Origin of the sequence: Streptomyces albus subsp. albus, assembly GCF_000719865.1 — a bacterium.
Lineage (GTDB): Bacteria > Actinomycetota > Actinomycetes > Streptomycetales > Streptomycetaceae > Streptomyces > Streptomyces albus_E.
Genome location: NZ_JOID01000014.1, coordinates 72,678 through 86,509 on the forward strand (window position 1 = coordinate 72,678; position 13,832 = coordinate 86,509).

A 13,832-nucleotide genomic window follows, 5' to 3' on the forward strand; every position below is an offset into this window, starting at 1 on the left:
CGGCCGGGCCGTTCAGATGCGCCAGGAGCGGATGAGCTCGGCCGCGCCGTAGACCGTGGCGTCGGCCGACTGGAGATCCTTGACCAGCTCGATCAGCGCGCCGTACGGCGGGTCGATGCCCTCGTGCGAGGCGTGCATGTAGGCGACCGCGATACCGCAGGCGAAGAGCGCGTTGCGGGACGGCAGCGGCTTCAGCTGGACGATGGTGTGGAGCAGCGCGGCGGCGCGCCAGGCCGCGTCGGCGTGCTCCCCGAGGCGGGGCGTGTTGACCCGGTGGCGGGCGACGGCCGCCGCGAGCGCGGAGTAGTCGTCGACGCCGGGGTCGGTGGGCAGGATTTCCGTCTGCCGGGCGAGAAGCCAGCGGACGTCGATGAGGAGATCCACGCTCAGGCGGCTCCCCGCCCGCTGCCCGCGGCCCCCGCCGGAGCGTCCTCCGGGAAGGCCGCGTCGAAGGCGTCGGCGTTGTTCACGACGAAGGACCGGAAGATCTGGCTCGCCTCCGACATGGCACGCCGCCGCGCCAGGTCGTCGGTCACGGCCTCGCGCACCAGGGCCTTGAGCGTGACGCCTCTCTCCCGGGCGGCCTCGCGGAGCTCGGCGAGCTCCTCGTCGCTGAAGTCAATGTTGAGTGCGGGCATGCCGCCACGGTACTGCGCCGGTACCCCAATGCACAGAGGCACAGGTCAGCGCGGTGTCGATCGGGTACCCGCGGCGTGGACCAGGGCGCGGAACAGCCGTTCGCCTCCGGCGGTTCCGGCGGTCCCGGGCGGCAGGTCGCTCACCTGCCCGTCGCCGGCCTCCACGACGTGCGGGACGCCGTCGCGGCGGAGGGCCAGATCCGTGGTCACGAAGCGGCAGCCGAGCTCCGCGACGAGCGGCGCCAGCCGCGGTCCGGCGGCGGTCAGCGCCGCGGCGGGGCGGATCCCGGGGTGGTCGGGATGGGCGGTGGTGAGGACGGGCACGCCGTCCACCCACCACATGCGGGCCTCGCCCGGGTCCGGGTATTCCTCGAAGCGGCGGATCACGACACCGCCGGTCAGAAAGCCGTCCTGCAGTTCCACCATGCGGCGGGCGACAGCGGCCAGCCGCCCGCTGTCCGACAGGTCGGGTGTGTAGCAGGCCTCGTGCCACTCGTGTTTGCGGGACTTCACGTAGTCCTTGACGATGCCGGGCCCGCCGCCGAGCGGGGCCGCGGCCGCGGCCAGCGCGGACTCGGCCGGCGGCTCGCCGGGCGTGGCGGGAAGCCAGGCGCTGCGCGGGGTGACGGCGGCGAACGTGCCGTACCAGCCGGGGAGTTCATGGGCGCGGCGGTACGCCTCCGGTCCGGTGAGCAGGGTGACTCCGCGCCCGGCGAGGGCTTCCGCCAGCTCGGCGTACCGCCCCGCGGGGATCATCCAGCCCCGGTACCAGGCGGCGCCCGCGCCGCGCGGCACCCGGGCGACCGCCGCCGCGGTGTCACCGGCCAGCAGCGCGTCGTGGTCGATCAGGGCGGTCGCGGCTCCCGCCGCGCGGGCCGCGCGCACCTCGTCCGCGACGTGCGGATCGGCGCTCCGCGGCCGGAGCGGATCCGCGCAGAAGATGAACAGGGCCCCCATGGGCGCAGGGTATCCGGCGGGCGGCGGGCGGGCCCCGGATCCCGGCCCCGGCACCCCGGATCCCGGCCCCGGCACCCCGGATCCCGGTCCGGCACCCTGGCCCCCGGTCCGGGCCCCCGGGTCCCGGATCCCCGCCCGGCACCCGGGAACCCCGCCCGGCCCCCGGAATCGACGCCGCGCACCGGCCGGGCCACGCGGCGTCCGAGGCCCGGGCCGTGCTGCCCCTGCCCCGGCCGTGCCCGGACTTCGGCGGCACGGGACTCCGGCGGCACGGGACTCCGGCGGCACCGGGCGCCGGCGGCACCGGGCGCCGGCCGGGCGGCGCCCCGCGCAGCCGTGCCGTCAGAGCCGGGCCAGTTCCTCCTCCAGGTCGTCCAGGCCCAGCGAGCCCAGGGAGAGGGCGGCCATGTGCCACCGCTTGAGCTCGAAGGCGTCCCCGTGCGCCGCGCGGGCCGCCTCGCGGCCGCGCAGCCAGGCGCGCTCGCCCAGCTTGTAGCCGATGGCCTGGCCGGGCATCCCGAGGTAGCGGATCAGCTCGCTCCGCACGAACTCCTCCGGCCGCCCGGAGTGGCGCCCGAAGAATTCCTCGGCGAGTTCCGGGGTCCAGCGCTCACCGGGGTGGAAGGGGGAGTCCGCCGGGATCTCCAGTTCCAGGTGCATCCCGATGTCGATGATCACGCGCACGGCGCGCATCATCTGCGCGTCCAGATAGCCGATGCGGCGCTCCGCGTCGGTGAGGAAGCCCAGCTCGTCCATGAGCCGCTCGGCGTAGAGCGCCCAGCCCTCCGCGTTGGCGCTGACCATGCCGATGGACGCCTGGTAGCGGGAGAGCCGGTCGGCCACGTGGGTCCACTGCGCGAGCTGCAGATGGTGGCCCGGCACGCCCTCGTGGTACCAGGTGGAGACCAGGTCGTAGACCGGATAGCGGTCCTCGGCCGTGGCCGGGAGCCAGGTCAGGCCCGGCCGGGAGAAGTCCGCCGAGGGCTGGGTGTAGTACGGGGCGGCGGCGCTGCCGGCCGGGGCGATCCGGGACTCCACCCGCTTCACCCGCTCCGCGAGGTCGAAGTGGGTGCCGTCCAGTGCCCCGACGGCCTCGTCCATCAGCTCCTGGAGCCAGCCCCGGGCCGCCTCCACGCCCTCCAGGTGCTGGCCGTGCTCGTCCAGGTGGGCGATGGCCCGCCACGGGTCCTCCGCGGCGCCGGGCAGGATCTTCTCCGCCTCGGCGCGCATCTCGCCGAGCAGCCGGTGGAACTCCGACCAGCCGTAGGCGTACGCCTCGTCCAGATCGAGGTCGGTGCCGTTGTAGTGGCGGACCCAGCGGGCGTACCGTTCGCGGCCCACGATGTCCGGGGTCCCCTCGACGGCCGGGGCGTAAGTGTCGCGCAGCCAGTCGCGCAGGTCCTCGAAGGCGGCGGTGGCGTGGGCCGCGGCCGAGTCCAGCTCGCTGCGCAGCTCCGCCGGTCCGTCGGAGACGAACGTGGCGAACCAGCTGCGGTCGGTGCCCACCCACGCGTCGAGCTGCCCGATGACGGTGGACACCTGGCGCGGACCGGCGGGGAGCTGCCGCTTCAGGCCCTCGGCCAGCGCGGCGCGGTAACCGTCCAGGCAGTCGGGCACGGCCCGCAGCCGCTCGGCGAGCCTCGACCAGTCCCCGGTGGTCTTGTTCGGTGTGACGGTGAAGATCGCACGGATGGCCTGCGGCGGCGAGAAGAGGTTGTTGAGGTTGCGCAGCCCGTCGCCCGCTTCGTGGACGGCCAGTTCGGCGGTGAGCCGCTCCCGGAGCAGGCGTGCGCAGCGGCGCTCTGCCTCGTCGTCCGCGCCCGGCAGGGCCTCCGCCCCGGCCAGCCGGTCCAGGGTGGTGCGTGCCAGATCGGCGACGGCCTCCTGGCCGGCGGGGGAGAGGTCCGGCAGACGGGAATAGCTCTCGGTGACACCGAGGTAGGTGCCCGCGAGGGGATTCAGTTCGACGAGGGCGTCGACGTAGGAGTCGGCGATCTGACGGGGTAGCGGGCTGCTGGTGGTATCGGACATGCGGCCATCCTCGTACGGCGGCGGCCGTCCCGTCACCACCATCCGGCGGCATGATCCTGTCGAGGGGTGTCCGATATTCGATACGGAAAATTCGGTAGACGGTGCTCATGGGTGCCGATCCCGCCTCCGGCGGCACCCGGCTCAGCCCGGGGGCAGCAGCGGCCCGCACTCCCACTGCTGGAAGATCAGCCGGGTCTCGACCCGGGCCACCTCCCGCCGGGAGGTGAACTCGTCCAGCACCAGCCGCTGCAGATCCGCCGTGCCCGTCACCGCGACATGGACCAGATAGTCGTCCGGTCCGGTCAGATGGAACAGCGCCCGCGACTCCGGCAGCGCCCGCACCCGTTCGACGAACGGACCGATCAGCTCCCGGCGGTGCGGACGCACCTGGACCAGCAGCAGTGCCTCCAGACCCCGGCCCAGCTTCGCCGGGTCCAGCCGCAGCGCGTTGCCGAGGATCACGCCGCTGCGGCGCAGCCGCGCCACCCGGTCCAGGCAGGTGGAGGGGGCCACGCCCACCTCGGCCGCGAGGTCCCGGTACGTGGTCCGGGCATCGTTCTGCAGCAGCCGCAGAATATGGAGATCCACCGGATCCAGAACCACCGAATCGGACATCGGCCGAACGTAGCACGGGATCCGCCCCCCAGGGCCCGGCCGGTGTTCAGTATGCGGTCCATGGAGACACCCTCCGGGCCCACCCCGCCCGTCCGCCGGTCCCTGTCCACCGAGGCCGTCCACGCCGGCCGCGAAGACCTCGCGGAACTCGGTCTGCACGCGCCGCCGCTCGACCTGTCCACCACCTACCCCTCGTACGACAGCCGGGCCGAGGCCGCCCGGATCGACGACTTCGCCACCACCGGCGCCCGGCCCGACGGCCCGCCGGTCTACGCCCGTCTGGACAACCCGACCACGGCCCGTTTCGAGACGGCCCTCGCCCGGCTGGAGGGCACCGAGAGCGCCGTCGCCTTCGCCAGCGGCATGGCCGCGCTGACCGCCTGCCTGATGGTGCGGAACAGCATGGGCCTGCGCCATGTCGTCGCCGTCCGCCCGCTGTACGGATGCAGCGACCACCTGCTGACCGCCGGGCTCCTCGGCAATGAGGTCACCTGGGTCGACCCGGCCGGCATCGCCGACGCGATCCGCCCCGACACCGGCCTCGTCCTCGTCGAGACCCCGGCCAACCCGACCCTCGCCGAACTGGACCTGGCGGCGGTCGCCCACTCCTGCGGAGCGGTGCCGCTGCTCGCGGACAACACCTTCGCCACCCCCGTGCTCCAGCGGCCCGCCGAGCAGGGAGCGCGGATCGTGCTGCACAGCGCGACCAAATACCTGGGCGGGCACGGCGACGTGCTCGGCGGCGTCGTGGCCTGCGACGAGGAGTTCGCCCGCAAGCTGCGGCAGGTGCGCTTCACCACCGGCGGTGTGCTCCACCCGCTCGCCGGGTACCTGCTGCTGCGCGGCCTGTCCACGCTCCCGGTGCGGGTCCGGGCGGCGTCGGCGACGGCCGCGGAGCTGGCGCGGCGGCTGGCGGACGACCCGCGCGTGACGCGGGTGCACTACCCGAGACTGGGCGGCGCCATGGTGGCGTTCGAGACGGCCGGCGACCCGCACGAGGTGATCGCCGGAGTCCGGCTGATCACCCCGGCGGTCAGCCTCGGCAGCGTGGACACCCTCATCCAGCACCCCGCGTCGATCAGCCACCGCATCGTCGACGCGGGCGACCGGCACGCCTCGGGGGTGAGCGACAAGCTGCTGCGGATGTCGGTCGGCCTGGAGGACGCCGACGACCTCTGGGCCGACCTCGACCAGGCCCTCGACCGCGCCGTGCGGACGGGCGGCCTGGTCTCCGGCGGCGCGGCCGGTGCGGCGGGTGACGCCGCCGGGTAGGTCAGGCGCCACCGCCGGGCGGGGCGGTGCCCGCCCGGCGGGATCAGCGCCCCGCCGGCGCGTACGGGCCGTGCGGCGGGCGCGGGCCCGGGGACTCCGGGCGGGCCGCGGTCCGGACGAGGCGGGCGGTGATGACGAGCGTGCCCTCCTCGACCTGGTAGTCGAGGGGAAGACCGAGACCGCGCATGGCGGCGACCATCCCGGTGTTGCCGGACTGGGTGACGGCGTACACGCTGTCGCAGCCCGCCTCCTCCGCCATGGCGACCAGCCGGCGCAGCAGCTCACCGCCGATACCGCGGCGCTGCCAGGCGTCCTCGACGAGCAGCGCGACCTCGGTCTCGTCCCCGTCCCACATCAGATGGCCGAGCGCCACCAGCCGGCCGGACGCCGTCTGCACGGCCAGCGTGCGGCCGAAGCGCGGGCTGAGCAGATGCCCCAGGTAGCGGTCGGCGTCCTTGACCGGGCCGTGGTACCGCTTCCGCAGGGTCTCGGGGGAGCAGCGCTCGTGCATCTCGCGGGCGGCGGGGATGTCGGCCGTGTCGGCCCGGCGCACCGTGATCTCTCTGCCGCTTGGCAGCGTCCACACATCGCGGCCGCGCGGCATCCGGGGGCCGAGCCGCGCGTCGAGCCCGACGAGCGCGCGGGCGCGGGCGAACTCGGCCGGTGTGAACGGCAGATTTGGGCGCTCGATGCTGATCGTGCCGCCCGAGGGGTCGCGCAGCCGCATGACGGTCCCCTCCAGGGAGCCCTCGCGCGCGATTTCCTCCTCGGCCCCATCGTCCCGCGAGGAGCCGGCGGACGCCCGCCGCGGCTGCGACCGGATGGTGCAGCGGCCGAGCAGTTCCCGCAGGGCGAGCGGGAGTTCGGCGGCGTCCAGGGCGGTGCGGGTGGCGAGGTTCAGCACCCGGGTGGGGGTGTCGACCAGGTCGTGGGCGTCGGCGCGCTCGGTCCAGATGTCGCGGCCGCCGGCCGCGGAGATCTCCCGGGCGAGGTCCGCGGGGGCGAGCTCCGCGGGCGCGCGGAGCAGGAACTCGTCGACGGTGCCGTCGGAGAGCGGATGCGTCTGCAGAGCCAGGATGTCCACCCGGCCGCGGGCCAGCGCGGTGCACAGCGCGGCGAGGCTGCCCGGGGTGTCCCGCACCGTCGTCCGCACCCGCCACAGGGTGGTGGCGTGCACGGCGGTGCCGTCGCCCTCGCCGTTCCCGTGGCCGTCGCCGGTGGCCGCGCCGGTGAAGGAGCCCTCCGTGCCGCCCGGTTCACCGGCGGCCGCGGTCCCCGGGGGCGAGTGGCCGTGCCGGTGGGACCACCAACTGTGGAACGCGGCCGTGGCGGCGAGGGCGACCGCCGAGGCGACGAGCAGCACCGGGCCGTCGGGGCCGTGAACGATCAGCTTCGCGATCGAGTCCGCGACCGCGACGGCGGTGAAGAGCGCGGCCAGTTCGACGAGGTCCCGCCGCCAGTGATGGGGGCGGCGGGCGGGCTTCGAGGGTGTCACATCGGTCATGGACCCACCGTGACCCATCGCTGTTGCGTGATCACGAACGAACTGTGACCGCCTGGTTAAGCCGCCTTCCGGACTTCGTACGCCGATGGCGAGGAAAGCGGCCAACGCGGCGAAACGTGCCGTTCGGCGGCCGGGGCGGTGAGCGCGGCCGGGGAGGCCGCGATCACCGCCGTGCCCGCGACGGCGCGGCTTCGCGGTTACTGGCCGACCAGGCCCGGCTGGAGGACCTTGGTGAAGTGCACCGTGCCGCCCTCCTCGATCAGCCGCACCGTCAGTTCACCGCTGTCACCGTCGATCTCCACCTCGCCGTAGTGCTGGCCGCCCTCCAGCGGCGACACGTTGGCCCGGTCGGGGGCGTTCACGAAGACCTGGTCCGGGCCGAAGGTGGCGTCCAGGCCGACCGCCGGGAAGCCGCCCGCGTTGAGCGGACCCGACACGAACTCCCAGAACGGGGCGAAGTCCTGGAAGGCGGCCCGTGACGGCTCGTAGTGGTGCGCGGCGGTGTAGTGCACGTCGGCGGTCAGCCAGACCGTCCCGGTGATCCGGTGGTGCCGGATGTGCCGCAGCAGTTCCGCGATTTGCAGCTCGCGGCCCAGCGGCGCCCCCGGGTCGCCCTGGGCCACGGCCTCGTAGTCGGCCGCGCCGTCGGCCACGACCAGCCCGAGCGGCATGTCCGAGGCGATCACCTTCCACACCGCCCGGGAGCGGGACAGCTCCCGCTTGAGCCAGGCGAGCTGCTCCGCGCCGAGGATGCCCTGCTCCTCCCGCGGCTGCCGGCCGGGGGAGTTGGCGTTCCGGTACGTGCGCATGTCGATCACGAAGACGTCGAGCAGCGGGCCGTGGCGCACCACCCGGTGCAGCCGGCCGTCACCGTCCGGGCGCAGGGTGCGCACCGGGAAGTACTCGGCGAACGCGCGCCGGGAGCGGGCCGCGAGGACGTCCACGCGCTTCTCGGTGTAGCGGTCGTCGGTGAGGATCTCGCCCGGGTACCAGTTGTTGACCACCTCGTGGTCGTCCCACTGGACGAGGCCCGGCACGCGGGCGTTGAACCGGCGCAGGTTCTCCGCCAGCAGGTTGTAGCGGAACGCGCCGCGGTACTCGTCGAGCGTCTCGGCGACCTTCGACTTCTCCTCGGTGGTGACGTTCCGCCAGATCCGGCCGTCGGGAAGGGTGACGGCCGGCTGGACCGGGCCGTCCGCGTAGACCGTGTCGCCGCTGTTCAGGAAGAAGTCCGGGTCCCGGCGAAGCATCTCGTCGAAGATCGGCAGGCCGCCCCGGTCGGGGTTGATCCCCCAGCCCTGACCGGCCAGATCGCCCGACCACAGGAACCGCACCCCCTGACGGCGGCGGGCCGGGGCCGTGCGGAAGCTGCCGTACACCGGCTCGCCGGTGCGCCGCGGGTCGTCCGGGTCGGCGAGCAGCACCCGGTAGTGGATCTCCTGGCCGGCCGGCAGCCCCTGCAGCGGCGTGGTGCCCGTGAAGTCCGTGCCGGGGCCCAGCAGCGGGCCCGTGCGGCGCCGGACGTTCCGGAACGACTCGGTGGCCGAGGTCTCGACGATCATCCGCGCCGGCCGGTCCGAGCGGACCCACACCAGCCCGGAGGAGGTCGTCACATCACCGGTCTGCACCCCCCACCGCGCGGCCGGCCGCCCCGACCGCGCCTGGGCGGGCGCCGCCGCGAGCCCGGCCGCCCCCGGCAGCGCGAGCGCGGCCGACGCGGCCGCACCCCCTCGCAGAACCGACCGCCGCCCGACGATTCCCCCGGGTTCCCGCGCCATGTGGTGCCTCCTGTCGTACCGGTCCGCCCGCCGCCTGCGGCGAACGGTGCGGTGTCTGCCGTGCAAGGGGATTGCTATCGGCGCCGGATGCCGCACGCCCGAACGGACAGTGAACAACCGGGTGCCGCCCGGCGGAAGGACGCCGCCCGGCGCGGCGGTCGCGCGCGGCCCGGCGGCTCCGCACGGGCCCGTCAGCCGGCCGGCAGCAGCCCCACCGCCCGTTCGATCCCGTCCGGCGGCAGATGCGCGTAGCCGAGCACGAGCCGGACGGCCCCGTCCCCGTCCGGTGCCGTCCCGAAGTCGGACAGCGGGCGGACCGCCACCCCGGCCGCCGCGGCCCGGGCCAGGAAGCGCGGCTGCGGGCCGTACCGCGGCGGCAGCCGGACGATGACATGCAGACCCGCCGCGATGCCGGTGACGACGGCTCCGGGGAAGCGCCGCCGCAGGGCCGCCACCAGCGTGTCACGGCGCTGCCTGTACGCGCGCTGACAGCGCCGCAACTGCCGGTCGTAGGCCCCGCAGGCGATGAAATCGGCGAGCGCGGCCTGGTCGAGCACGGGATTGCCGAGGTCCAGGGTGCGCTTGCGGGCGGTGACCTCCGAGGCCAGCCGCTCCGGGACCACGAGCCAGCCCAGACGCAGCCCGGGCGCCAGCGACTTGCTCACCGAACCGGTGTAGGCCACCCGGTCCGGGTCGAGCCCCTGGAGGGCGCCGACGGGCGCGCGGTCGTAGCGGAAATCGCCGTCGTAGTCGTCCTCGATCACCAGCCCGTCCACCGCGCGCGCCCAGCCGAGCAGCCCCGCCCGCCGGTCCGCCGTGTACGCGATCCCCGACGGGAACTGGTGCGCCGGCGTGGTGACGATCGCGCGGGCGCCCGAGGCGGCCAGCGCCCCGAGGCGGGGCCCGTCCGCGTCGACCGGGACCGCCACGGTGCCCAGGCCCGCCGCCGCGAACAGCCCCTCGGGCTCCGGGCTGCCCGGATCCTCCAGTGCCACCGCCGGCCGGCCCCGGTCGCGCAGCACCAGGCCGAGCAGCGTCAGCGCCTGCGCCACCCCGGAGGTGACCACCAGGCACGCCGGGTCGGCGGCCACACCCCGGCGCCGGGCGAGCAACGCGGCCAGCGCCTCGCGCAGTTCGGGCAGGCCGCGGGGATCGGGATAACCGAGCCCCCGGTTCGGCAGCCGCGCCAGGACCCGGCGCTGCGCGGCCGACCACCCGGCACGCGGGAAGAGCGACAGATCGGGCGTCCCGGGCCGGAAGTCCGCCACGGGCACGGACCTCCCGGCGCCGGAGGGCACCGGGCCCGCCGCGCCCGTTCCGGCTCCGCCCGGGCCCTCGGCCGGCCCGCCCCCGTCCCGCGCGCCGTGGGCGCCGGGACCCGCCGACGCCCCGACCCAGGTGCCCGAGCCCCGGCTGCCGCGCAGATATCCCTCGGCCGTCAACTGCTCGTACGCGTCGGTGACCAGACCCCGCGACACCCCGAGGTCGGCCGCCAGCGCACGGCTCGAAGGGAGCCGGGTCCCGGGTGCCAGCCGGCCACTGCGCACCGCCTCGCGCAACGCCGCCTGCAGCGTCCGGCCGCGCTGCCGGGGCGGGGCCGTCGCGGCCGGCAGCAGGAGTTCCCAGGCGGCGGTCCACGGCCGGTCGCGGCGCGGCCCGCGGCCGGACGGGACCGGGCCGCGGGAGGTGGAAGTGGTCCCCGAACCAGGCATCGGAGTGGACCTTAAACCAGTCCGGCCGGCTCCGTAGCGTCGATCCCGCGACCCGGCCCCGCGCCGGCCGGCCGCCCGGTCCGCGCGACGGCGGGTGCCGGGCCCTTCCCCTTCCTCTCGTCCAACTCCTTTTGAGGACAGAACCGTTGACCGCTTCCCCTGTGCGCGGAGCCCTGCTCGCCGCCTTCGCCTGCGTCCTCGTCGGCGCGTCGTTCACCGCCAACAGCCTGCTCACCGCATACCCGTACCCGGCGGGGCAGGCGCTCCGCTACGGCGTGGCCTTCCTCCTTCTGCTGCCCCTGTGCGGCACCGGCGCGACGGCGGCGGTCCGCCGGCTCACCGCACGCCAGTGGGCGCGGCTGGCGCTGCTCGCCGCCACCGGCATGGTCGGTTTCAACCTCGCCGTCCTGGCGGCCGAGCGGACCGCCGAGCCCGCGGTGCCCGGCGTGTTCGTCGGCTGCGCGCCGGTGGTCGTCGCCGTTCTCGTGCCGCTGCTGAGCCGGCGGCGGCCGGCACCGGTCGTCACGGCCGGAGCGCTGGTCGTCGCGGTGGGGGCCTTCACCGTGCAGGGCTGGGGCCGCACGGACGGGGCCGGGCTCGGCTGGTCGGCCGCCGCGCTGGCGGGCGAGGTCGGTTTCGCGGTGCTCGCGGTGCCGCTGGTGCGTCCGCTCGGCCCGCGGCTGCTGTCGGCGGTGGTGTGCGGCGTCGCCGCCCTGGAGGCCGGGGCGCTCGCCCTGGTGTCCGACGGCCTCGCCGCCTTCCGGATGCCGGATCCCGTCGAGGCGGCCGCGCTGCTGTGGCAGGCCGTCGTGGTCACCGTCGTCGGCTTCGTCTGCTGGTACGCGGCGATGCGCCGGATCGGCGCCGAGCGGGCCACTCTTTTCTCCGGCCTCATCCCGGTCTCCGCGGCGCTCACCGCGCCCCTCGCCGGCACCGGGGGCTACGGGGCGGCGCAGGCCGCGGGGAGCCTGCTGGTGGGGTGCGGGGTGGCGCTCGGCGCCGGGCTGCTGGGCTCCGTACGCCGTGGCCTGCCGGGCACGGGGACGCGTCCACCGGCGGTCCGCGCGGAAGGGACTGACGGGACGCCGGGGGTGGCGGTGGCGACGGCACCGGTGACGCGGACCGCGGGCACCGGCCCGTGACGGGACGGCCGTGCGGCCCGCCGGGCCGCGTCCGGCGGCTCGACGCCGGTTCCGGGAGCCGCTGAGGAGCGGTTGGACCCTTGCCGTACCGGTCACCGTGCGCACGGCAGCGCACCGCAGCGAGCCCCCACGGGGCCGCGGACCTCCGCGGCCGGACCGCGCCGTGTCCCGGCCCCGAGCCGTCGGGCACCGGAGGCGCGAGGGGACCGCCGTGACGCGCCGGCCCCTGCGCCGCCCCGTGCCGGCAGGGCACGCCGACGGACCGACCGCCCGGCACCGGCCGGCCCGGCGGGGCCGGAACCGGGGCCGGGGGAGCGGGCCACGGCCCCGGCGCCTGGACAACTCCCGTGCCCGTCCGCTGGGATGGGGCCGTGGCCACCGATACCGCGACCGATGTCTTCGAGGAGCACCGTCCGCTGCTGACCGGCGTCGCCTACCGGATGCTCGGCCGCGCCGCCGACGCCGAGGACACCGTGCAGGAGGCCTGGCTGCGCTGGTCCGCCGCCGACCGCACGGAGGTCCGCGAGCCGCGGGCCTACCTCGTCCGGGTCACCACCCGGCTCGCACTCGACCGGCTCCGCACGCTGCGCGCACAGCGCGAGACCTACGTCGGGCCCTGGCTGCCCGAGCCGGTCGGCCCCGAGTTCGCCGGGACCGTGCCGGACGCGGGGGACCGCGCGGTGCTGGCGGAATCCGTCTCGTTCGCCGTGCTCGTCGTCCTGGAGTCCCTGTCGCCGCTGGAACGGGCGGTGTTCGTGCTCCGCGAGGCCTTCGGCTTCCCGTACGCGGAGATCGCCCGGGTGCTGGACCGCGAGCCGGCGGCCGTACGGCAGCTCGCCGCCCGCGCCCGGCGCCACGTCGGCGAGCGCAAGCCCCGCTACCGGGCCGACCCGGACCGGCAGCGGGAACTCACCGAGCGGTTCCTCGCCGCGGCCGCCGGCGCCGACCTCGGCGCCCTGCTGCAACTCCTCGCCCCGGACGCTCGGCTGGTCGGCGACAGCGGCGGACGGGCCAAGGCCCCGCTCCGCGTGCTGGAGAGCGCCGGGAAGATCGCCCGCTTCCTCGCCGCCGTGGCCGGGGGGCTCGACGGCGCGGACGTGGACTTCGTACGGCGCGAGATCAACGGGGCGCCCGCGGTCCTGGTCCTGGTGGGCGGCAGACCGGACACGGTCGTCTCCGTGGACGTCACCGCCGAGGGCCGGATCGCCTGCGTCTATCTGGTCCGCAATCCGGAGAAGCTCGGCGCCGTCACGGCGTAGCCGGCGCGGGGCGGCGGGTCCGGTCCGCGGACCGGCGGCCCGGCCGTTCCCTCGCGTCCGCCCCCGCCCCCGCTGCCCCTGTCCCGGCCGTTCCACCGCCGGCTCAGAGACCGCCCGAGACACGCAGCACCGCCCCCGTCGTGTAGGACGCCTCGGGGGACAGCAGCCAGGCGACGGCGCCCGCGATCTCCTCCGGTTCGCCGGGTCGCCGCATCGGCACCCGGTCCGGGTTCCGCCAGGGACGCTCCGGATCGCCCATCGCGGCGTGCATACCGGTGAGGATCATCCCGGGCTGCACCGAGTTGACGCGGACCCCCTCGGCCGCCACCTCCCTGGCCAGCCCGTTCGTCAGCGCGTCCACGGCGGCCTTGGTCGCCGCGTAGTGGACGTACTCGCCGGGGCTGCCGGTGGTGGACGCGCACGAGGAGATGTTGACGATCGCGCCGCCGGCACCGCCGTAGCGCGTCGACATGTCCCGCACCGCGCGGCGCGCGCACAGCAGGGTGCCCATGACGTTGACGTCGACGACCCGCCGCATCACCTCCACGCCGGTCTCGGCGAACCGGCCCAGCGGCCCCGTGATCCCGGCGTTGTTGACGAGACCCGTCAGGGGGCCGAGTTCGGCGGCCACCGTGTCGAACAGCGACTCGACCTGCTCCTCCGCGCTGGTGTCCACCCGCACGGTCACACAGGCGACGCCCTCGGCGCGCACCTTCTCCGCCGTCTCCTCCGCCGCCTCCCGCGCCTTCTCGTAGCCGATGCCGATCGCGTGACCGGCCCGCGCGAGACGGACGGCGACCGCCGCCCCGATGCCGCGCCCGCCTCCCGTGACGACGGTGACCTGACCCATGCCCCCACCTCCGTGTGCTCCTTGATGGCCGGAAGCCTGTCACACGGGACCGGAGACCCCGGAGGCGTCCGTCC

At 75.7% G+C, this 13,832-nt stretch carries 12 protein-coding genes; 3 read left to right on the top strand and 9 right to left on the bottom strand.

Annotated features, from left to right (window positions below; translation table 11 throughout):
• Positions 1-12: 12 nt before the first annotated feature.
• The 5 genes from IF83_RS0115380 to IF83_RS0115400 form a co-directional block, all read right to left on the bottom strand.
• Complete coding sequence (locus tag IF83_RS0115380; protein ID WP_019708304.1) at positions 13-384, bottom strand: hypothetical protein; 372 nt, start codon at positions 382-384, stop codon at positions 13-15.
• Between the two features lie 2 nt (positions 385-386).
• Positions 387-638, bottom strand: a complete 252-nt coding sequence (locus IF83_RS0115385; RefSeq protein ID WP_030544746.1) for a hypothetical protein — start codon at positions 636-638, stop codon at positions 387-389.
• Between the two features lie 45 nt (positions 639-683).
• A complete protein-coding gene (locus tag IF83_RS0115390) occupies positions 684-1,595 on the bottom strand; it encodes an ATP-grasp domain-containing protein (RefSeq protein WP_030544747.1) in 912 nt (303 codons plus the stop codon).
• 342 nt (positions 1,596-1,937) lie between these two features.
• Positions 1,938-3,626 (bottom strand): DUF885 domain-containing protein, encoded by a 1,689-nt coding sequence (locus IF83_RS0115395; RefSeq protein WP_030544748.1) that lies wholly within the window; start codon positions 3,624-3,626, stop codon positions 1,938-1,940.
• A gap of 141 nt (positions 3,627-3,767) precedes the next feature.
• On the bottom strand, positions 3,768-4,241 hold the full coding sequence (locus IF83_RS0115400; protein WP_030544749.1) for an Lrp/AsnC family transcriptional regulator: 474 nt from the start codon (positions 4,239-4,241) through the stop codon (positions 3,768-3,770).
• Positions 4,242-4,301: 60 nt separating this feature from the next.
• Between IF83_RS0115400 and IF83_RS0115405 the strand changes: the two genes are divergently transcribed.
• Positions 4,302-5,513: a trans-sulfuration enzyme family protein gene (locus IF83_RS0115405; protein WP_051722812.1), complete on the top strand. Its 1,212-nt coding sequence runs from the start codon at positions 4,302-4,304 to the stop codon at positions 5,511-5,513.
• A 43-nt stretch (positions 5,514-5,556) separates the two neighbouring features.
• Here the strand turns inward: IF83_RS0115405 and IF83_RS0115410 are convergent, their stop codons facing one another.
• The 3 genes from IF83_RS0115410 to pdxR all read right to left on the bottom strand — a co-directional run bounded on the left by IF83_RS0115410 (position 5,557) and on the right by pdxR (position 10,507).
• Positions 5,557-7,017 (bottom strand): GNAT family N-acetyltransferase, encoded by a 1,461-nt coding sequence (locus IF83_RS0115410; protein WP_051722798.1) that lies wholly within the window; start codon positions 7,015-7,017, stop codon positions 5,557-5,559.
• A 197-nt stretch (positions 7,018-7,214) separates the two neighbouring features.
• On the bottom strand, positions 7,215-8,795 hold the full coding sequence (locus IF83_RS0115415) for an alkaline phosphatase D family protein (protein ID WP_030544752.1): 1,581 nt from the start codon (positions 8,793-8,795) through the stop codon (positions 7,215-7,217).
• Between the two features lie 191 nt (positions 8,796-8,986).
• The gene (gene pdxR / locus IF83_RS0115420) at positions 8,987-10,507 is read right to left on the bottom strand and encodes a MocR-like pyridoxine biosynthesis transcription factor PdxR (protein WP_030544753.1); all 1,521 of its coding nucleotides are present in this window, start codon (positions 10,505-10,507) and stop codon (positions 8,987-8,989) included.
• A 146-nt stretch (positions 10,508-10,653) separates the two neighbouring features.
• Here pdxR and IF83_RS0115425 point away from each other — a divergent pair, with 146 nt between their 5' ends.
• Complete coding sequence (locus tag IF83_RS0115425) at positions 10,654-11,649, top strand: DMT family transporter (protein ID WP_078843504.1); 996 nt, start codon at positions 10,654-10,656, stop codon at positions 11,647-11,649.
• A gap of 371 nt (positions 11,650-12,020) precedes the next feature.
• Positions 12,021-12,908, top strand: coding sequence for an RNA polymerase sigma factor SigJ (gene sigJ, locus IF83_RS0115430; protein ID WP_030544755.1), 888 nt, complete (start codon positions 12,021-12,023; stop codon positions 12,906-12,908).
• Between the two features lie 103 nt (positions 12,909-13,011).
• Here the strand turns inward: sigJ and IF83_RS0115435 are convergent, their stop codons facing one another.
• Positions 13,012-13,758 (bottom strand): SDR family oxidoreductase, encoded by a 747-nt coding sequence (locus IF83_RS0115435; RefSeq protein ID WP_030544756.1) that lies wholly within the window; start codon positions 13,756-13,758, stop codon positions 13,012-13,014.
• Positions 13,759-13,832: the final 74 nt, after the last annotated feature.